Genomic DNA, 20,442 nt, shown 5'->3' with positions numbered 1-20,442 from the left:
CCGCCGACGGATCCTCCGCGGCCCGAGGCCGGACGAAAGGGCGCCCACGCAGGGGGATCGAACCGCACCCCACGGAAAAATCAGGCGCCCCCCACGCACCCGCCAGAGCCAACCTACCCTTGCTGCCTTCCGGCCCTGGGGGAGTTCAGTCAGATAGCGCCACGTGAGGGGCTGCGCACAGAGTACCCGATCCCCGAGGAGGGAACGAGTTCGCGAGCACCCCTCAACGTCTTGTATTGTTTGCGGCGGAGGATTCGCCTAGTGGCCTAGGGCGCACGCTTGGAAAGCGTGTTGGGGGCAACCCCTCACGAGTTCGAATCTCGTATCCTCCGCCAGTGCCTCACCGGGCACGATGTCGAAGGGCCCCACCGCTTGCGGTGGGGCCCTTCGACGTTCGTGGTCTCAGTTTTGGTCTCAGTTGTGCGGGAGCGGACAGCCGCGTACCTCCACAGGCATCGGCTTCCCTCTGCCGCGGCCCGGTCACGAGGTCGTCGATCGCACCAGGACCGAGACCTCCTGCGCGGCCAGCTCGAGACTCTGCGGCCCCCTGTATGGCCTCACCGGCCCAGTCAGCTCCTTGAACCGGCCAGGAGAAGGGTGGACCGCGGCCTCAGTGTCAGCGGGACAAAATAGGATGCCCAGCGGAAGCTCCACGGCCCTGAGATCGCAACCGGACACGAGCAAGGACACCCCCAACTGATGGCAGTGACCCAGCAGGAGATCGAGAACCGACTGTGGGACGCCGCCGATGAGCTGCGCGTGGCGATGCCCGAAGCGCAATACTCCTCGGTCGTCTTCCCACTGATGTTCTGGAAGTACCTGTCGGACACCTGGGAGCACACCCACCAGACGTTCCTCAAGGAGAACGAGGACCTCGACCTCTCAGCCGAGGAAGCCGACGAGGTCGAGTACAGCAACTACCAGACGTTCAAGATCCCCCTCATCTTCCCTGGCACCGTCGCCGAGAGCCGCGCGTCTTGGTCATCTATCCTCGCCACTGTCGCCCAGCACGGCCTCGGCCAGCGTGTTCGCACTTCCCTCCAGGCCATCGAATCGGCCAACCCTGACAAGTTCTCCCGCCTGTTCGGATCCATGACCTGGACCTCCGAATCGGTACTTCCAGGGGAGGTGCTGGCGTCGGTCATGCGGGCGATGAACCGCGTGCCCAAGATGCACGAGGGCAATATGTCCCACGACGTGCTCGGCGGGGCATACGAGTACCTGTTGAAGCGCTTCTCTGACGGTTCCGGCACTCGCGCTGGCCAGTTCTTCACCCCCCGCGAGGTCGTTGAGCTGATCATCGAACTGCTGGCCCCCAAGAATCACGAGTCGGTTTACGACCCGACCTGCGGGTCAGGCGGCATGCTCATTGCCGCCGCGAGCCTGCTGAAGTCCCACGGGGGGCGGGGGTACACACTCAGCCTGAACGGGCAAGAGGCGGTGACGGACACCGCAGGCGTGGCTCGCATGAACCTCTTCATGCACAATCTGACCGAGTTCAAGGTCGAGGTCGGCGACACCCTGAGGGATCCGCGCTTCACGAAACCGGACGGATCCGTCAAGCAATTCGACGTGATTGTCGCCAATCCTCCCTACAGCCTGAAGTGGAAGCCCTGGACCAACGACCCGCGAGCCATCGGCGGGGTCGCCCCACAGTCGTCGGCGGACTGGGCATTCGTGCAGCACATGATCGCCAGCATGGATCCGAAGAAGGGCCGCGCCGGCGTCGTCCTCCCGCACGGCGTCCTCTTCCGTGGCGGCCAGGAAGCAGCTATCCGCCAGCGCGTCCTAGCCAACGATCTCCTCGAGGCCGTGATTGGGCTGCCCGCCAACCTCTTCTACAACACCGGCATCCCGACCTGCATCTTGGTCTTTCGTGCCCCTGGTACCAAGACCCCTGAGCGGCAGAGCGGCGTGCTGTTCATCGACGCCTCCAAGCGGTTCTCGCACGCGAAGAAGCGCAATGTGCTTGGCAAGACGGACATTGCCGACGTAGTGACGGCCTACCACGCGAGCTTCGACACCGACGGCAGTCCGGCCAACCTCGACGGCGACGGCCGCCTGGTCTCGCGTTTCGTTTCCATGACGGAGATCGCTGCGAGTGGGTGCGACCTAAACATCGGCCGTTACATTAAGCGAGCTGCTGGCGAGGCAGAAGACCTCGGAACCCTCATCGACGCCTACAACGTCGCCCGCGCTGAACGACGCCGCGCCGAAGAGAACATGGTCGGAATGCTAGCCGCCGCCGGAATCGAGGGCTTCGATGAGTGACTGGCAGCAAATCACACTCGAACCGCTCCTCTCGGTGGACAACCCCCTGTTGGGGGCACAGAGAGCCGAACCGACTGCAATGAAGGCTCCGATGAGTGACTGGCAGCAAGTCACACTCGGACGGCTCTTCTCGGTGGACAACTCCAAGCTGGGGCCACACACAGACGAGCCGACCGTGATGAGTCTATCCAAATACGATGGTTTCGTCCGTGCCGACGAATACTTCGACAAGCGGATCGCGTCGGAGAAGCTCGACGGCTACAAGACCGTCGGACCGGGAGGGTGGGCGTACTCCACCATTCACATCGACGAGGGGTCCATCGCTCGGAATAACCTTGGCGAGGTTGGAGCCATCAGCCCCATGTACACCACCCTCCGATGGCGGGGCGAAGGTGTTGCAAGGCCAAAGTACGCAGAACTGATGGTCCGTAGTCCTCGAATGCTGGCCGAGTACGCCAACAATGCACAGGGCAGCGTAAATCGCAGGCGTAGTCTCCCTTTCAAGGTGTTCAGCACTCTCCCGATCACCCTGCCTCCACTGCCTGTGCAGGATCGGATCGTCGAGATCGTCGGCGCAGTGGATGACCAGCTCACCGCGCTTGATTCCGAGGCCAGCACTGCACGGAAGCTCCTCAACATGATGCTCGCGCAGCACTTCGCGGCTGTCGAGGGGGAACCGCATCGCATTGTCGACCTGTGCTCCCATGTAGTCGGGGGCGTCTGGGGCAAGCCGCAGGGCGAAGGCGAGATTGATCGGCTCGCCCTAGGCCCTCGCATCTATACACCCGGCACCTCTGACTTCGTAACCGACGCCTCACCAGTCCGATCGTTCACGACCAAACAGGCGGACACCCGGACAGTGCAGGAACAGGACATCATCCTGGAACGGTCCGGCGGTTCGCCTGAGCAGCCTGTCGGCCGGGTCGTTATCGCAGGACCCGACCTGGAGCCGTGCGTACCAACCGACTTCCAGCGATTGATGCGAGTGGATCCGGAGAAGGCGCTTCCCAGGTACGTGTTCTGGCGACTGCGACACGACTGGGCGTCAGGGCTGACCCGTAACTACTCCCGCCGTACAACGGGAATCACGAATCTTTCGGTGAAGGAGTACATCGCCCGCGAAATCCCGGTGCCTTCATCGGAAGAGCAGGCGGGACTCGTTGAACGCGCTGAAGCGGTCAATAGACTTATTGTCACACTGCGCGCGGAGGCCGCCATCCTCCGTCAAGTACGAGCGAGTCTGTTGTCGGGGTTGTTGGATCGGACGATCAATGTCGAGTCCGCTGGGTTGGAGGACCTCTGATGGCTAAGGGCGTCGCGGAGCGCGAGTTCCAGAACTTAATGATCCAGTGGTCCCTTCCGATGGGCTGGGGCTTCGCACCAGGCAGGTCGCTGCCGCGAGAGACGACACAAACGGTGCTCGCCGGCGAGCTGCGGGGCGCCATCGTCCGGCTCAACCCTGAGGTGATCGACGGGTTCGACGTGGATGCCGTGGTGGAGGAGATCATCGCTACGGTCAACGCTGTCGAAGGCGGGCTGGTGCGGGCCAACCAGCAGGTGCTTGAACTGCTGCGCGGGCACAAGGAGTTCCGGGGCGCCGACGGCGTGTGGCACGCCCTGAAGGTCATCGATTTCGAGCACCCGACTGACCCGACTGCCAACACGCTGGTCGTGTCGGACGAGGTGACCATAACCATCCCTGGCAAAACCCCTCGCCGGTTCGACCTTGTCTACTGGGTCAACGGCCTGCCCCTTGTGGTGGTTGAGGTGAAGTCACCGACGGCGAAGTCCGGGTGGGCCAACGCCGCACGCGAGATCAACAACGTGTACGCCACCGAGTACCCGTGGTTCTTCACCCCCAATGTCTTCTCCGTCGCCTCTGACGGGCTCAAGCTGCGGTTCGGGGCCGCCAGGGCGCCCCTGAACCAGTGGCAGCCGTTCCGGTCCACGGACGACGACGAGAACCTGTCCGGGCAGGCCGACGTGCAGCGCTCGGTCGAGCTGCTGCTCAACCCGGCCACGGTCCTGGACATGCTCGGCAACTTCGCCCTCTTCTCCACCTCTGGAGGAGGGGCGGACAAGAAGTACCTGCCCCGCTACCCGCAGATGGAAGCCGCCCATCTGATCCACGAGCGAGTCCTGGCCGACGGCCAGAAAGGTCTGATCTGGCACCACCAAGGCAGCGGGAAGACGCTGCTGATGGTGTTCGCCGCCTCGCTGCTGCTGGCCGATACCCGTACCGAGTCGCCCACGATCATCCTGCTCTCGGACCGGACTCAGCTCGTCCGGCAGACTTCCGGGGTGTTCACCTCCGCGATGGGGGACGCCTACTTCCACCAGCCCGCCACTAGCAAGGAGTTGCGCTCCCTGCTGGCCGATGACGTGCGTGGTGTCATCTCCACGACGGTCCATAAGTTCGCCGACGCCGGCAAGGACCTGTCGACGCGGGGCAACATCATCGTGCTGGTCGACGAGGCACACCGCACCCAGTCCTCCGAGGAGGAGTCCCTGGCCGGGCAGATGCGCGCAGCATTGCCGAACGCGAAGTTCTTCGGTATGACCGGCACCCCTATCAGAAACCTCTCCACCAACACCTTCGCACTCTTCGGTGAGGAGGCCGACCCGGACAGGGTGCTGCACCGGTACTCGGTGTCCCGCTCTCTGCAGGATGAGGCAACCGTCCCGGTCGTGCTGGACCCGCATCCGGTCCTCTTCGAGATGAACGACCAGGCGTTGCAGGATGAGTTCGACCAGTTCGCCGACGAATTCGACCTCGACGACCCAGACCGTGAAACCTTGTCCCGCAAGTTCGGGCGCCTCACCTCGGTGTTCGCCAACCCCGAGCGCATCCAGACGGTCTGCCAGGACATAGTGGACCACTACCTGGCCGGCGCCTACCGCAACGGCCTCAAGGCCCAGGTCGTCGCCTACAACCGTGAGCTGGCCGTGGCTTACACGGACAAGATCAATGAACTGCTGGCCGGTTTCGAGGCGTCGCAGGTGCTCACCGAGGTCGGCAAGCACGACCGGATCACCGCCGAGGTCAACGTCCACGTCAAGGACTCCAAGGACGAGGTCGCCGCCATGCGGCCGTACCAGCTCTCGGAGGCCGACGAGGAGGACCAGAAGCGGCGCTTCCTCGCCCCGGACGATCCGCTGTGCTTCCTGGTGGTGACCGCGAAGCTGATGACGGGGTTCGACGCCCCCAACGAGGGCGTCCTCTACCTGGACAAGCCGCTGAAGGCCCACAACCTGTTCCAGACGATCACGCGGCCGAACCGCACCTGGGTTTCCCCGACCGGGTTCGTGAAGACCTCCGGGGTGGTCGTGGACTACATCGGCCTGGCCGAAGAGGTCCAGCGTGCCGTTGCCGACCCCACCGCGGACGGGGCCGCCGGCAAGGGGGGCGGGTTCGTCACTGACCTGACCGAACTGATCGCCGAGTTCCGCACCACCTTCGCCCGCATCGAAGACCTCCTCGCAGACGTGGACGGCTTGGACCCCTCAGTCCACGGTTACGCGTCCGTGAGGGCCATCAACGTCTTCCTGGATGCCAATCCTGACGCGGCCGAGGTGTTTTCCAAGGACTACCGGCTCTTGGCCCGCCTGTACCCGCTCATCAACACCGACAAGCGGGTCGCGAAGTACCAGGACGGCTTCGGACTCTTCGGGTCCGCGTATACGACCCTGTTCAAGAAGTCCTCCGACGAGGAGAGGAAGGACCGGCTGGGCGAGCTGGGACCGATGGTCCTGGAGATAATCAATGCCCACGTCCACTCGTTCTCTGTGGCCGCTTCCCAGGAGGAACCCCTCGTCCTGGACGCCCAGGGCATCTCCATCCTCAAGGAACTGCTGGCCCTCGTCCGCCCCAAGCCCGGCAAGGGCGACGATGAAGACAAGAGGCCACCGTCCGCGGCGGAGATCCTGGACCACATCAAGGCCGCCCTCGAAAAGGGCGTCGAGCCAGGGTCCGCAAAGTACACCGCCCTAGCGGAGCGGATCAGGCAGCTGCGGGACCGGATCATCCAGAACGCCCAAGACGCCCTGGAGTTCCTGGCCGAAGCACTCCGAGTCGCCCAGGCCATCGTGAACGCGGAGAAGCACCCCGACGAAGCCGTGGTGCTGGATGATGACCATGTAGGCGTCCTGTCGCGGATCATCCACGACCATGCACCGCCCGGCCTCACCGTCACTGAGCGGAACCTGGCCGAGGAAATTGACCACGTGGTCAAGCGCACGCTCGCCCAGTCATGGGACAACGCCGAGGCCCGCAACCGCGGCGTCCGCCGTGCTACCGCCGCGGTCTTCCGCCGTTACATGTTGAAGCCGGTAGGGGAGCCGTATGGCTCCACCGTCGCCTACATCGAGGCCCACTACCTCGTCGACTGACGAAAGCCCTGAAGCCCGGCAACCTGTCACGGTTGCCGGGCCTCGTCGCGCTGCTCGGGCCTTGAACTGGCTGCTGAACGGCACCCTATGGCAGGTCAGCAGCCTCAGAATCTCCGTACGTTTCCGGATTCCGCGCCCGGTCCACAGCCTGTGCACAAGCCTCGCCGAACGCTACGGCCACAGCGTCCCGGTCCGTGCCGCGGACTTGGGCCTCGACCTCTTGTCCGGGGCGCCGTGTGGTGTGCCATCGGACTGGCAGGTCCGTGTACAGGTCTATCTCGAACTCCCAGGCCGCCACGGACCACTGTTCGGTGCGACCCACATTGAGACGTGCGCCGCCGGGCAGAAACACGGCCTGGGCATGGTGGACACCCCTGCGGTCAGGCACGCGTCCGCGGATGGCCCGCACGCCGCCGGGCCCGTTGTGCTCCCACTCCTCCCGGCCCCATTCCTCCACCTCTGCTGACTGGTCGGGATGGTCGGCACCCCACTGCGCGACCACCGCGCCCGCGTGTTCGCGATGCAGGAATGGGATAAGGCGCTCGCCGAGTCGGGCCACGTGAACTGTCGGCTCCGCCGGGACGGGGCTGTGGCTGTCGCCTGGCAAGGATCCCCCGTGAGTCGATAGAGGCGCGGGGGGCGCCGTTCCCCACAGCAATCCGCCCACCTTCGCCGCCGTCTGCTGGAGCACCTGGCCCGTGAGGTGCTGATAGCGGCGGCGCATCCGGGCGGATTTTCCGGGTTCCCAGCCCATGATGCGATCGACCACCGCTTCCGGGACGCCGAGGATGAGCAAGACGGTCGCGGCCGTGTGACGGGCGTCGTGGAGGCGGCCATCACGGACCTTCGCCGACTTGAGCAGATCCTTCCACCGGTGGAAGTCGGTGTTCAGATTGAGGGGTTCGCCGGTCGGCGAAGTGAACACGTACCCCTTCTCGACCCACAGGTCCCGGGCAAGGGCGCGCTCACGCTCCTGCTCTTCCTTGTGCCGCTTCAGAAGCTGCAGCAGCTCCTCGGGCATGCCGATCGGACGCTTGCCGGCGCGGGTTTTGGTGTCCTTCGTCTCGCGACGAATGTTGATCTTCTGTGGGCAGTAGCCGGGCTTGCGGCCGCACTTGTCGCCGCAGCCGTGTTCGTATCGGGGCCGCAGGCGGCCTCGGCGCACGAGGATGACGCCCACCTCGAAGTCGACGTCCTCCCACTTCAGGCCGAGGACCTCGCCTTGTCGCAGGCCGAGTGCGAGGGCGATGACCCAGCGGGCGGTATTGCGCACCTTGGTGGCCTCGGCGAGGAGGCGCTGGACCTCTTCGAGCGTGTACGGCTCGACCTCCTCCTCTTCTACCCTGGGCGCCTTGGCGACGGAGGCCGGGTTGATGGTGAGGTGGCGGCGGCGCACGGCCTCGTTGAGCGCAGTCTTGACCGTCCGGTGTACCTGGTGGGCGGTGCCGGCGGAGCTGCCGTTCGCCTGCATCTTCCGGTAAAGACGCTCCAGGTGCTCAGGTTCAAGCTTCTCCAGGCGGTGCGCGCCCAAGCCGGGGATGAGGTGGTGGTAGACCGCCACACGGTAGCCGTCGATGGTGTTCTCGCCGACGTTCGGCGCGGCGATGTTCTCCACCCAGTGACTCAGCCAGGTCTCGACTGTCCAGGTTTGGCCGGCCTTGCGGACACCGGTGGAGTCGCGCTGCTTCTCCAGCTCTCGGACGACCTTGGTTACCTCAGCGCGGGTCTTGCGGCTGACGTGGCGCCGGTCTGGGGAGCCGTCGTCTTTGACGCCGACGGTGACGCGGCCGTGCCAACGGCCGTCCGTGCCGCGGTAGATGGACGAGGCGCCGTTGGGCTGGCGGGACTTCGGTGCGGAGGCTCGCGTCACGCGGCGGCCCCGAAGTCGGTCGCCGACAGCCGGCGGGCCAGGAAATCGTCCACCGCCTCCGTTGGGATGCGGCGCAAGCTGCCGATCTTGACTGAGGCGATCTCGCCGGAGGAGACGTACTCGTACAGCTTGGTGCGGCCGATGCCGATCCGGCGAGCTGCCTCGGCAACGGTGAGGGCGACCAGAGTCGCGTCGCCGGCGGATCGTCGCTCGACCATCAAGGTACGAAGGGCGTCTTCAGGGACGCCCAGGAGTTGGGCTATCTGGGAGATGGGCAGCGCAGGCTGCGGCATGGGGTACTCCTCCCGCCGGCATCGCGACGAGGCGGGAGCGGCAACTCCCGCCGGCCTGGCCGGTGGCGTCGTTCAGGGATGGATGGGTCGACGGATGATCGTCGGCGACAGATATCGCCGTGCGTGGAGGTTCTCGGCGTTCGTAGCGCCGTGAGGGGGCAGGAGCCGACTATTCACCCGTGGGTGGCTGTTCCTGGTTTCGCAGGTGCGCCCGGGATGGGTGCAGACTCCTCTGCAGGGCCCGTTCTTCGAGCCGGAGGAGTTCGTCGACCTGCCCCCTTTGCTCGGGGCCCTTATCCCCGTATGCGTTGAGTTCCATGTCGATCTCGTGCAGGTGCATCTGGTTCCGGTCGATCGCTGCTCGCAGTTGGTGGTACTCCCGCGTCATCTGGACGTACTCACGGACAAGCTCGCGAATGCGGGGCGTGGCCAGTTCTCCTGGCGGCCCCGTCAGGTCCTGCATGGTGATGTCGAAGACCTTGCAGAAGCCGAGCGCCTCGTCGAGGTTGACCCTGCGACGGGGTTTGCCGCTTTCGATGCGCCAGATCGCCGACTGGTTGATCGGATGGCCGACAGCGGCCATCTCCTCGGCGAGCTTCACCGTGCTCCAACTGCGGACCTCGCGCTCCAGCTTGATGCGTGCGGCGACATGGTCCTCCGGCACCGGACGACCGGGACCGGCGCGCTCCGCACCTTCCTCACCGCTCACTCGCACCTCCCTTCACGCGACAGGCGGGTCCACTGGGGCCAACGTCCACAACTAAACATCGTTGCGGAGTGAAATGCAAGGCGTTGCGCTTCCGAAAATCTCGGCTATGGTCATAGTCCGCCGTACAGCGTCGAACGGATCCGCACACGCAAGCGGCCCCGGTGCTACGAACACCGGGGCCGAAGTAGAGGCTCCACCGCACAACCATCCATCCCTGAACGATCGAAACCGGAGGCCGGGGTTGCCGCCCCGTAATGGCCTGCCGGATGAGGAGCTCCATGCCCCAGGGTACGACCCTGCCTTCCCAGACGCCATCTCGCCTCGACGCGAATCTCGCCCCGACGGAGCCCCCGCACAACGTGGACGCCGAGCGCGCGGTGCTCGGCGCCTGCATGCACAACGGCGCCATCATCGACGTGGTCCGCCCAGTCCTGGGCGACGACACCTTCTACCGGCCCGCACACGAGACCATCTGGCGCGCGCTGCTCACCCAGCGCCGCGAAGACAAGCCCACCGACCCGATCGTCCTCACCGAGCTCCTTGAGGAACAGGGCGATCTGCAGCGAGTCGGTGGCCGCTCCTACGTCTTCCAGGTCTCCGACGTGCTCTACGGCACCGGCAATGCCGCGTACCACGCGGAGATCGTCCGCAAAAAAGCCGACCTCCGCCGCCTGCGCGCCTCCGCCGTACGCACCCTCCAACGCGCGCAGGAACCGGGTGCCGACCCCGAAGCGATACGCAGCGAGGTCGAAACGGAAGTACGCGCCGAGCGCGAGCGCGCCCTCGCCTCGGGCCAGGGGCGCCTGAACCGCTTCGCCAGGGACGGGTGGTCCTTCGTCAAGGAGACCGGAGCGGATGCCGAGCCGCTGTGGGGAACCCGCGAGAAGACAGTCTGGGCCTCCGGCGAAAGCCTGATGATCGTCGGCGCGCCCGGCGTCGGCAAGACCACACTGGCCCACCAGGTGATCTTCGCCCGCCTCGGCCTCCAGGAGACCGTCCTGGAAATGCCTGTCGCGCCCGCCAGGAGGGTGCTCTACCTGGCCATGGACCGCCCCAAGCAGATCGCCAGGGCCATGGACCGCCGCGTCTTCCCCAGCGACGAGAAGATCCTGCGCGAGCAACTCGTGGTCTGGGAGGGACCACTGCCCGCCACCCTCGACAAGGAGCCCGACCTCCTCGCCGACCTCGCCGCCGCGCACCAGGCCGACACCATCGTGATCGACAGCCTCAAGGACGCCGTCAGCACCATGGTCGACGACAGCCTCGCCGTCGCCTTCCACAACGCCCGCATGCGCGCCCTGCGCAACGGCGTGGAGATCATGGAGCTGCACCACCAGCGCAAGGCCACCGCCGACGCCCCGCGCGGCCAGCGTCCGGGCCTGGACCAGGTTTACGGCTCCACCTGGATCACCGCCGGCGCGGGCAGCGTCCTCTTCGTCACCGGGAAAGCCGGCGATCCCGCCGTCACCCTGCACCACCTCAAGACGCCCACCGGGGAGGTCGGCCCGCTGGACGTCACCCACGACCACAAGCGCGGCACCACCACACTTGACCCGACGAAGGACCCCGCCGTCCTGCTGCGCACCTCCCCGAACGGGATGAGCGCCCGCGAGCTGGCGACTGTCCTGATCGGCGGGAGCGACCCCGAACGCGCCGACCTGGAAAAGGCACGGCGCCGCCTGGAGAACCTCGTGGCCACCGGACTGGCGACCAAGGTCGAGGGCGTCGCCGGAGGAGCCGGTGGCGGCCAGCAGACGCGTTACTACGCCTCAGCACGCCACCTCACCGCCGTCGGCTGACCTCCCCGCCGGACCGCACGAAGCGATCACGGAACCGTACACGCGGCCCTCACGCCTGCACGTCGCCGCGGACCGCTCACAGCGTCCACGGTCACCGAGAAACCGCAGGTCAGGCGTTCACGCGAGCGTCCACGCCGTACACGCGACCAGGCGTACACGCGCGGGCCCCTCTTTAGAAGGGGGCCCGCGTGAACGCCCCCTCCGTGAACGCCCCTCGCTCCCACCTCGTAAGCCCCACTTCCCTGCCCTGGAGACCCCCCTTGCGCTCCCCCGCCCTCCAAGCTCACGCCGTCCAGAGCAGCGGCCCACTCCTGCCGGGCTGGGTCACCTCTTCCGAAATGACAGCGGTACTGGTCGTCCTGCTCGCCGTGTCCGCCGCCTGGCTGGTCTGGCGGCAGCGCCGGCAGCCGCCGGTCCGCAGCCGGTGGCGCTCGACCGTCGCCGTGCGGGTGGCTGCCGTGGCCGCCGTCGGCTGCACCGCCTACAGCGCGGACACCGGCTGGCGGTTCGCCGCCGACTACCTGGCCATGGCCAGCACCGTCGAGCGCGCCTTCATGTTCGCCATCGCCGAGCTGGCCCTGTTCGCCACCGCGCTGATGGCACGCCAGAACCTCAACGGGCCGCGCCAGGCACCCGGGCTGCCCGGCGTCCTGGTGTGGGTGGTCACCGCAGGCCAGCTCATCCCCGCCTACGCCGTGTTCGGCCCCGTCGGCGGCACCGTGCGCGCCCTGATCGGGCCCGTCATGGCAGCCATGCTGTGGCACCTGGCCATGGGCATCGAACTGCGCCACCGCACCCCCGACGCCGCCTCGCGCAGCCTGGCAGCCGTCCTGCTTCGTCAGGCACGTGAACGCCTGCTGGCCCGCCTCGGCATCGCCGACCAGGACGCCGATGCCGCCCGCCTCATCCGCGAGCGCGCACTGAGCGAGGCCGTCGCCCTGATCCTGCGCGCCGAAACGATGCCCGACAAGAAGCGCGGCAAGCGCCGAGCACGGCGCCTGGCAGATCGCCTTCACCAAGCCCTGGAGCGGGCCGACGTCGACGGCAACCCGCGCCAGGACGAGCTGCTGCTGCGCAAGCTCGCCACTCGCCAGCAGGCCCTCGGCCTCGCCTCCCTCACTCTGCCGCCGCGGTGGCAGATCCCTGCCTCATCCGCCCCCCGCAACGCAGAGCACGACCCCCGGGACGCCGACGCGCCCAGGCAGGGCAGGGGGACGGACCGCCTGAACCCGGAAGGTGCGAGTACCGAAGACGCTGACCAGGCCGCCCACCCACCAACAGCACCGCGCGACGAGGACCTTGCACGACCACACCCGTCGGTACCGGACGCCGGCGCCACGCCCTCAGCCACGGCCGACTCCCCTGCGCCTGAGACCGAGGCCGCCCCCGGCGCGGCGCCACCGGTCAAGGAGAAGCCCGAGAAGGGAGGGCGCAAGACCACCGTCCCCGACGCGGTGCTGTGGGCAACCGCCCGCGCCATCGGCGCTGAACTCGGCACGGTCCCCCGCACCCAGCTGGAGGACGCGGTCAGGGCCAAGGAGTACACGATCCAAAAGGACCGCGCCAAAAAGGTCGCCGATGCCGTCATGGCGGAACTCGCCGCCGACAATACCGCCACCGCCGCGTAAACGCCACGGCGGAACTCCCGGCGCTGGCGGCCATGGCGGAACACCCGGTCGTTGGCGGAACTGCCCCCGCCGCCGGCCACCGCCAACGGAACTTCTCCGCCAGCCCCCTCGCCGCGCTGCGGGTCTTCAGCCTGGTTTCGCCAACCGCCAGGCCGCCTACGCCGAGACGCTTCCCCGTGACATCGCCCGCGCGATGAACAGCGCCTCCTTCCCTGGCACCACCACCGCACGTACGACCACACCACGCACAGCCCCACGGAGACACATCCCATGCGCGTCCAGCACCACGAACTCCCCACCCCACAGCAGCAGATGACCACCACTCCGGCCACGGCGTCAGCAAGTTGTACCGGGAGCAATGCTCCCGGAGTCCCCGCCCCACAGGGGGCGGGGAACGCCCGGCACCAGGGGGCGCCGGGCGAACAGGCTGCGGCCGAGGGCGGACCGCAGCAGGGAGGGGAGTGGCCTGTTGAGAAGCCCGCGCGCAAGCGTCAGCGTCTCCGCCAGCCCCCGCACCGCAAGCGCCTGCACCAGCCCAGCTGCCGCATGAACGACGCCGAACTCGCACGCCTCACCGCCGCCGCCGAGACGTGCAAGATGAGCATCGCCGGCTTCCTCGCCTACGCCGTCGACAAGGCCGCCCGCGACCTGAACCGCACCGCCGCCGAGATCGCCGCCGAGCGGCAGATCATCGACGAACTCTTCACCGCCCGACGCCACCTGGGTCGCATCCACGGCCTGTTCAATCAGATCGTCAAGGCCCTCAACTCCGGCGCCGACGTGCCCCACCTCGATGCCGCCGCCCAGCAGGTCGCCAGCGCGGCGGCCCGCATGGAAGACGCGGCCGACGCGCTGCTCGCCCACCGCGACAACGCCGAAGAGGACCGAGCCGCAGCATGATCCCCAGCATCCACAAGCGCGGCAGCGACACCGTCGGCCTGATCCGCTACCTCTACGGCCCCGGCACCAAAGAGGAGCACACCAACCCGCACCTGGTCGCCGCCTTCGACCCGCTCACCCCCGACCCCGGCCGCGACCCGAGCGCCACCTACCAGCAGCTGCAGCACCTGCTCGACCAGCCCGTCAACGCGCTGCCCAAGGGCCGACGCCCGGCCAAGCACGTGTGGCACATCTCCGTACGAGCCAGCCCGGAGGACCCGATCCTGTCCGACGAAAACTGGGCCACCATCGCTCGCCGCACCGTCGCCGCCACCGGCATCGCCCCCGACGGCGACGAAGCCGCCTGCCGGTGGGCCGCCGTGCGCCACGCGGATGACCACATCCACATCATCGCCACCCTGGTCCGCGACGACGGACGCCGACCTCGGCTGCACAACGAAGCCCGCCGCGCCCAGGCCGAGGCCCGCCGCATCGAAGCCGACTACCGCCTGCGCCAAGTCGCTCCGGGCGACGGCACCGCCGCCAAGCGCCCCACCAGCGCCGCCCGCCACAAGGCCGAACGCCTCGGCCAGGAAGCCGCCTCGCAGGAACTGCTGCGCGAGCACGTCCGCCGCGCCCTGGCCGGCGCCTCCGATGAAACAGAGTTCTTCGACCGCCTCGCCGCCGAAGGCGTCCGCATCGACAAGCGCCTCGCGCCCTCCGGCGACGTGCTCGGCTACAAGGTCGCCATCGTCGGCGACCGCAACAAGGCCCAGGAGCCCATCTGGTACGCGGGATCAACCCTCGCGCCGGACCTGTCCCTGCCCCGCATCCGTAAACGGTTCACGGCTGCCGCGGACTTGGAAAGGGAGGCAGCAGCCTTTTACAGCAGCGGCGTCTCGGCGCCGGCCCGCGCCCGGTATGCCGCCGCCGATGCCACCGACACCGCTCGCGCCGCGTTCGCATTCGGCGACGAGCGCACGGCAGCCGCCCATCTGGTCGGTGTCGGGGAGGTCCTCGACGCGATTGCCCAGACCACTATCGGGCCCAGCCGCACCGAACTGCGCGAAGCGGCCTGGTACTTCGAGCGCGCCACCCGCTCCCACATTCGGGCCAAAGATCAGGAGATGTACGCCCTGCGCCGCGCGGCTCGCCAGATCGTGCACTCCGGTACCGCTCTCGGCCGCGGCCCGGACGGCACCGCCACCGCTCTCATCCTCGACGTCGTGATCCTGGCCGTCATCGCCGCCGCCCGCTGGCACGCTGCCCGCGGCCACGCCCAACAGACCGAAGCCGCCCAGCAGGCCGCCGGCCACCTTCGCGCCGCCTACCAGGCCGCCGCAGCCGAACCACTTGCCGCCCTGCGCACCCACGGTGAACGCCTGCATGCACCCACCCGGCAGCGCCACACGAACACGGTCCGCGCAGCCCTCCCGCACCTCGCCGACCGCCTCCAAACCGAGCCCGGCTGGGACTCTCTGGTGATGGTCCTCGACCAAGCCGAGCAGGCCGGGTACGACACCACCGCCCTGCTCTCCAAGGCCGCCGCCCAACGCGACCTCACCAGCGCCGACTCGGCCAGCGACGTCCTGGTGTGGCGTCTCCACCACCTCGGCTTCATCACCCCGCCGCCCCGACGGCCGCGGCCCAATCCGAGCCCAGCTCCCGGCGCCTCTCCCGTCACGGGAGCCGTTCCCCGGCAGGAAGCGACGCGACCGCGCCGACGGCTTTAACCCCACCCCCATCCCCCCTTTGCTTTGAGGAGCCCGTATGCCCGAGATCCCTGTCCGCCCCGACGACCGATCGCGCCTCTACCGCTGCGACGGAAGCCCGTTCACCGCTACCGAACATGCCCTGCTCTCCACCGCCAACCCCGGCGGAGTTCACCGCCGCGAACGACCAGATACGGCTTCAGGACGAATGGGCACGTGAACTCGACAAGATGAAGGAGGACTTCGCCGACCTGCTCATGAAGTACTCCGCCCAGCTCCCCAAAGGCTCCGTCGTCAGCGACGCCATCGAGATCATGACCGCCGAGCACTACGCCGAGTTCGAACGCCTGCTCCCGATCGTGACGGCACAAGACACCTTCGAATACCGCGCCCTGCACAGACAGGACTGATACACGCTCACGGCGACCTCAGAACTCCGCCGCTCCCCTTGGCCCGGACCCCCCACAGCCCGCAGGCCCGACCGGAAGTTACCGGCCGGGCCTGCGGCATACGCACCTTGGAGTCAGCTCGCGCGGTCAGTGCGGCCGATGCCGGAGGCCCCATCACTGCCGAGCTTCTCCAACGCGGGGCAGCCGATCACGGTGAGCTCGTTGTGGCGCTTGGGCCGCGCCAGCCTGTGGGTGCAGCCCTCCACCGGAAAGGTCACTCTCGCTCAGGAGCGCTGGCTCAGCGCGGCCGAAAGCAGTCGTCAGACGATGGGTCCAGGACTTCCCGGCGGGTGTGGGACAGCGGTCCAAGTCCACGGGCGAGGACCGTTGAGTCCGCGCAGGCAAGCGACCCGGTGGCGTGCCTCGTCTGCGGTGTGGGGATGGTCGATGGCCGTCTGGATGGCATAGGTAGTCATGCGGAGTTCGCGGATTCCGCGCATTACCTCGAACCCTTCGTACTCGGTGACGTCGTATCCGCCGTACGCGTTCACATATCGCTCGTACTCGGCCGCGCTGATGGTGGCGGTCGTGGTGACCTTCACGGCCGTGGATGTCAGGTCCCATTCGGGTGCGCCGACGGCGGCAGAGTCGAGGTCGAGAAGGTAGGCGTACCCGTCGTGAGTGCGAACGACGTTGCCGGCCCAAGCGTCGCCGTGGAGCGGAGCGGGGGCGAGCCCCTGGGGCAAGGAGCTCCAGACAGCGGCGAGTTCATCGGCGTAGCCGACGAGCCAAGCCATGTCTCCGTCGCTGATGACGCCAGCGCGCTGAACGGCTTCGAGGCGCGTGCGGGCCTTGGCCGCCGGGTCGGACAGGGTCAGGAGATGCTCAGGGGCGGGCAGCCTGTGGAGTAGGCGCAGGAGACGGGCCACGTCTTCGTGGCGGCCGACAGTGTGGTCGGGCAGCCGCTCCCAGAATGTAGCCGCGCGATCCTCGGGCAAGTCCACCGCAGAGGGGAGAGCGGGGCGAACCGCGGGGACGCCACACTCGGCAAGCCATTGGGCGGTGAGGAGCTCACGGTGTGCGGCGGCTCGACGGCCGGGGCGCGTGACGCGGACAATGATATTGCCGGGTATGGACCAGATGGCGTTGTCGGCAATTCGGACCGGTTCGGCGCCCGAGGGGTCGAGGCCGGCCTTGCGACAGGCGTTTGCGACGAGCGGCCAGGTCGCTTGTGCTGCGGCATCACTGGTGCTGACCGTCACGTAGTCGTCCCCTTGCTGATGGTGCGGGTGATGCGTTCGCTCAGTTCGCGGGCTTCGGCCACCATGCCTCGCTCTTGAGCGGCGGTACGGGCGAGTTCTACCAGCCCAGCTTCGGCTCGGCCAGAGCGGACGCGGGTGGCCTCCTCCAAGGCGGTGGTTCCGATCCGGACGGCTTCGGCGGCATCACCAGCCGCCATGGCCAAGGTGGCCAGTTTCGTACGGGAGAACACGCGCGAGCGGATGTAGGTGTCGGCGTGGTGGGAGCACGCCGCGGCCAACCGTTCAGAGGCGGCTTGGACGTGGTGCCGGTTGCGGGTGGTCATGGCGAGGTCGAACAGGGCGTGCCCGGTGTCGCCTTGGTGTTGGGCGTAGTCGTAGTACGACATCCATGGAGGGTCGTCGGCCGGGTGGGTGTGGCTGTACGCGTCGTCGGCCTCGTCCACGGCGGTAAGGGTAGCCCGCACGTCGCCAGCCTTGGCATGGGCGCGGGCTCGGGCGATGTAGAGCATGGCCCGTTCCGTGTGGGTGAGCCGGTCCGAGCGGATGACGCCGACCTCGGCGTGGGTCAGTGCCGTGTCGGGGTCCCCCATCCACACGGCGTGCCGGGCCCGCCAGCTGTAGATCTTCCCGCGCAGATGCCACTCGTCGGCTTCCTCGGCGCAGGCCGCCGCGAAGGTGAATGCACGGCGGGCGTCGTCATGGGCGAACGCGTCGAAGCAGGCGACGCCAGCGACCATCCCGAGGTGTGCCACCGAGGCGAACAGCGGTTGGCGTAAGACCTCGGAGCACGGCACATCAAGCAGCTTGGCAGCCCACGCCAGTTGGGCAGTTCCCGTCTGCCGGACGAGACCACCGCCGCCGTGAAGGTTGTGCCATGTCGTCAGGGTCAACGCCGCTTGCTGGACTTCTTGGATGTCGCCCGGACGCACCTGCGCGGGGAGCTCCGGCGCAGAAAGGCTGGCGAAGACGCTGAGCGGAGAGGTCGTCTCCAAGCCGAGTGCCGATGTGGCAGCGGTCCCGCACTGCGCCACTTGGCTGTCCGACGGCGGAGGGGTGACGGCCGGGTCCAGGCTCAGAACCTGGGCGATGTAGGGCCACCAATACTTGGGTTCACGCTCGCCCGTCATCCACCTACGGGCGTTCGCTCGCTGCACACGGTCGGGGTCGCCGGATGCAGCGACGCCGACGGCTCGGGCGAGATCGCTCGGCCCCCAGCCTCGTATCTCGACGGCCCGGCGGATCAGCTCAGCGAGCGCCGGGTTCTTGGGCACCTCGCAACCTCCGTCATTGCTGGACTACGCGGGACTACGCAGGACTCCATCCTGGACTCTCCCCACGAGTCGTGACCTGTCGTTGACTGAACATCACCAACCGGTTTCCAGCCCCAAATCGGTTGCGGCGCAACTGCGTTCGTCATGCCGAGGCAACTCAGAGTGCAGAGAGACGGTCCCTGTGATGCAGAGAGCAAAGGCAGGAAGAAGCAGTGCGATGGTGTCCGCGATAGCGGGTTGGACGCCCGCCGGCGAGACGCTCCACCGCACCTCCACCCCCGCAACCTTCCTGATGGTCAGCCGAGCTGTGCCACAGAATGGCGAGATCACGTACGCCCGCGTCGCCGCCGAGGCGTGGTGGCCGGTCGAGGCCATCCTCAGCGATGGTCTGCCGCGTGTCTCCACGAGCCAGACGCCTTCCCACGGCGACAGCTGAGTTCGCAGTCGCCAGACGACTCGGCAATTCCTAGCCGAAGTTCATGAGCTGACGACATGAAGAGAGTCCACGCTCCGCCTTCATTGCCATAAGTGCCTGTGATGGCGTGCGCCCAAAATCAGCCTCACGTTCACGAATTACACATCTATCGGAAGGGCAGCCCCGTGATATCCACCCATCACCTCATCGTGGTCGGTTTCGACGAGATCGTCGCCAACAAGTACCTGCCGTGCATTCGCGATGCCATCAACTCCGGCCACATCGACTCCTACTCCATCATCGACCTGGAATCGCAGCGCACGGAGATCGAAATGCGCATACAGGCGGCGAGCGTAAAGCCCAGTGGAGTCGTCTACCTGCCGAATTCTGGTGACCGAGTCCAGGAGACGCCGCAAGAAGTCATCGCCGCCGCCGTACAGCGCCTGCGAGTACCCGACGTACCCACGAAGGTATACATCGCGACGGAGGTACGAGCCCATGAGGCATACCTTCGATTCTGCGTGGAGAACCACATCGACTCGCTGGTCGAGAAGCCTGTATTAGCCCCGCTCGTCGACGGCCGGTTCAAGCCGTCGTACATCACGAAGGCCATGGAGGAACTCATCGGCATTTCCGCCGGCTCCTCCGCGAAGCATTCGGTGATGACATTGAGCCGGTACCACCAGATCTACAACCAACAGGTCATCGCGCCGCTCAGGGCGCGGATGGAAAGGTGGGAGGCGCCCCTGACTTCCTTCCATCTCCGAGCCGCCGGCGGTGTGTGGAACCTCCAGCGGGAGTTCGAGAGCCGCAACGATCACCCGTACAAGCACGGCTACGGGATGATGATGCACGGCGCGTACCACTACGTGGACCTTGCGACCCAGATCCTGTCACTCAACGCGGAGGTCTTTCCTGAGCGCCAGCTCAAGCTGGAGATCAGCGCCTTCGGTGCCTTTCCCATCGACCAGCACCAGCGCATCTCTCAGCCGATCGCAGGCAGATTCCAGGATGAGGGCGCGCGATGGTCGGCGGACTCGGATGCGAGCTTCCGCTTCGGCGAAACCGACGTAACATCCACGTTCCGCCTCGTGGACACCGCGACCGGGAGGACCGTCTCGCTCGGAACCTTGTCCTTCGAGCAGACCACCCCATCCATCCGGGACTGGGACGAACTCCCGCAGGGCCTCTACAACGTCAATGGCCGCACATCGAGCGTCGACTTGGAGGCCCAACTGTCAACGCTGTTCTCCACGCACGTGCACTGCTACGACATCCCCCGTGGCGTCAGCGCGGACGGGATCGACGCATTCGCCCGCATAACCACGCGCGCCAACGCCGCGCTTTTGCACGACGAGCAGTACGTGTCGGAGGAGTCGTTCGACGGGCTGTTCCACAGCGACAGCAACCGCCAACTCATGGAGCACTGGCTGCGCGGCTCCGAGCACCGCAGCTCCCTCGCGAGCCATCTTCGGCCCATGCAGGTCACCGAGGCGCTCGCCTCATCGGTGCTCACTCCTGGGCGCTTGGCCACGGTGCCTTTCTAGGCGTGCCG

At 67.1% G+C, this 20,442-nt stretch carries 15 protein-coding genes, 1 tRNA gene, 1 other RNA gene and 1 pseudogene; 11 read left to right on the top strand and 7 right to left on the bottom strand.

The window, feature by feature from the left end; all coding sequences use genetic code 11:
• Positions 1 to 79: 79 nt before the first annotated feature.
• An RNA gene (gene ffs / locus ABR738_RS21700) (signal recognition particle sRNA small type) lies at positions 80 to 176 on the bottom strand.
• Positions 177 to 247: 71 nt separating this feature from the next.
• On the opposite strand from ffs, the gene ABR738_RS21695 reads away from it, so the two are divergent.
• The 4 genes from ABR738_RS21695 (at position 248) to ABR738_RS21680 (ending at position 6,660) form a co-directional block, all read left to right on the top strand.
• Positions 248 to 335 (top strand) — tRNA-Ser (locus tag ABR738_RS21695).
• A 364-nt stretch (positions 336 to 699) separates the two neighbouring features.
• Positions 700 to 2,271 (top strand): type I restriction-modification system subunit M, encoded by a 1,572-nt coding sequence (locus ABR738_RS21690; protein WP_350231651.1) that lies wholly within the window; start codon positions 700 to 702, stop codon positions 2,269 to 2,271.
• Between the two features lie 91 nt (positions 2,272 to 2,362).
• The gene (locus tag ABR738_RS21685; protein ID WP_350231650.1) at positions 2,363 to 3,574 is read left to right on the top strand and encodes a restriction endonuclease subunit S; all 1,212 of its coding nucleotides are present in this window, start codon (positions 2,363 to 2,365) and stop codon (positions 3,572 to 3,574) included.
• A complete protein-coding gene (locus ABR738_RS21680) occupies positions 3,574 to 6,660 on the top strand; it encodes a type I restriction endonuclease subunit R (protein ID WP_350231649.1) in 3,087 nt (1,028 codons plus the stop codon). The genes ABR738_RS21685 and ABR738_RS21680 overlap by 1 nt, the downstream gene beginning before the upstream one ends.
• A gap of 610 nt (positions 6,661 to 7,270) precedes the next feature.
• Here the strand turns inward: ABR738_RS21680 and ABR738_RS21675 are convergent.
• The 3 genes and pseudogenes from ABR738_RS21675 to ABR738_RS21665 all read right to left on the bottom strand — a co-directional run.
• A pseudogene (locus ABR738_RS21675) lies at positions 7,271 to 8,530 on the bottom strand (tyrosine-type recombinase/integrase); the annotation flags it as partial.
• Positions 8,527 to 8,823, bottom strand: coding sequence for a helix-turn-helix domain-containing protein (locus tag ABR738_RS21670; RefSeq protein WP_350231647.1), 297 nt, complete (start codon positions 8,821 to 8,823; stop codon positions 8,527 to 8,529). The pseudogene ABR738_RS21675 and the gene ABR738_RS21670, both read right to left, overlap by 4 nt.
• A 169-nt stretch (positions 8,824 to 8,992) precedes the next feature.
• On the bottom strand, positions 8,993 to 9,532 hold the full coding sequence (locus tag ABR738_RS21665) for a helix-turn-helix transcriptional regulator (RefSeq protein WP_350231646.1): 540 nt from the start codon (positions 9,530 to 9,532) through the stop codon (positions 8,993 to 8,995).
• Positions 9,533 to 9,810: 278 nt separating this feature from the next.
• On the opposite strand from ABR738_RS21665, the gene ABR738_RS21660 reads away from it, so the two are divergent.
• The 5 genes from ABR738_RS21660 to ABR738_RS21640 all read left to right on the top strand — a co-directional run bounded on the left by ABR738_RS21660 (position 9,811) and on the right by ABR738_RS21640 (position 15,960).
• Positions 9,811 to 11,331 (top strand): DnaB-like helicase N-terminal domain-containing protein, encoded by a 1,521-nt coding sequence (locus ABR738_RS21660; protein ID WP_350231645.1) that lies wholly within the window; start codon positions 9,811 to 9,813, stop codon positions 11,329 to 11,331.
• Between the two features lie 338 nt (positions 11,332 to 11,669).
• Positions 11,670 to 12,959 (top strand): hypothetical protein, encoded by a 1,290-nt coding sequence (locus ABR738_RS21655; RefSeq protein WP_350231644.1) that lies wholly within the window; start codon positions 11,670 to 11,672, stop codon positions 12,957 to 12,959.
• 270 nt (positions 12,960 to 13,229) lie between these two features.
• Positions 13,230 to 13,859, top strand: a complete 630-nt coding sequence (locus ABR738_RS21650) for a hypothetical protein (protein WP_350231643.1) — start codon at positions 13,230 to 13,232, stop codon at positions 13,857 to 13,859.
• Complete coding sequence (locus ABR738_RS21645; protein WP_350231642.1) at positions 13,856 to 15,571, top strand: relaxase/mobilization nuclease domain-containing protein; 1,716 nt, start codon at positions 13,856 to 13,858, stop codon at positions 15,569 to 15,571. Before ABR738_RS21650 ends, ABR738_RS21645 begins: the two co-directional genes overlap by 4 nt.
• Before the next feature lie 116 nt (positions 15,572 to 15,687).
• Entirely contained in the window at positions 15,688 to 15,960 is a 273-nt protein-coding gene (locus ABR738_RS21640; protein ID WP_350231641.1) for a hypothetical protein, read from the top strand.
• Between the two features lie 113 nt (positions 15,961 to 16,073).
• On the opposite strand, the gene ABR738_RS21635 is transcribed toward ABR738_RS21640, so the two are convergent.
• From ABR738_RS21635 to ABR738_RS21625, 3 genes are read right to left on the bottom strand one after another with little or no spacing between them, the layout of a single operon-like run.
• The gene (locus ABR738_RS21635; RefSeq protein WP_350231640.1) at positions 16,074 to 16,217 is read right to left on the bottom strand and encodes a hypothetical protein; all 144 of its coding nucleotides are present in this window, start codon (positions 16,215 to 16,217) and stop codon (positions 16,074 to 16,076) included.
• Between the two features lie 42 nt (positions 16,218 to 16,259).
• The gene (locus ABR738_RS21630; protein WP_350231639.1) at positions 16,260 to 17,201 is read right to left on the bottom strand and encodes a phosphotransferase; all 942 of its coding nucleotides are present in this window, start codon (positions 17,199 to 17,201) and stop codon (positions 16,260 to 16,262) included.
• Entirely contained in the window at positions 17,198 to 18,472 is a 1,275-nt protein-coding gene (locus tag ABR738_RS21625) for an NsdA family TPR-like regulatory protein (protein WP_350231638.1), read from the bottom strand. Before ABR738_RS21625 ends, ABR738_RS21630 begins: the two co-directional genes overlap by 4 nt.
• Before the next feature lie 217 nt (positions 18,473 to 18,689).
• On the opposite strand from ABR738_RS21625, the gene ABR738_RS21620 reads away from it, so the two are divergent.
• Entirely contained in the window at positions 18,690 to 18,908 is a 219-nt protein-coding gene (locus tag ABR738_RS21620; RefSeq protein ID WP_350231637.1) for a hypothetical protein, read from the top strand.
• Positions 18,909 to 19,096: 188 nt separating this feature from the next.
• Positions 19,097 to 20,434 (top strand): hypothetical protein, encoded by a 1,338-nt coding sequence (locus tag ABR738_RS21615; RefSeq protein WP_350231636.1) that lies wholly within the window; start codon positions 19,097 to 19,099, stop codon positions 20,432 to 20,434.
• Positions 20,435 to 20,442 lie beyond the last annotated feature (8 nt).

Source organism: Streptomyces sp. Edi4 (genome assembly GCF_040253615.1).
In the GTDB taxonomy this organism is placed as follows: Bacteria; Actinomycetota; Actinomycetes; order Streptomycetales; family Streptomycetaceae; genus Streptomyces.
The sequence above is the reverse complement of the archived record's forward strand: the minus strand, read 5'-3'. Positions and strand labels throughout refer to the sequence as shown.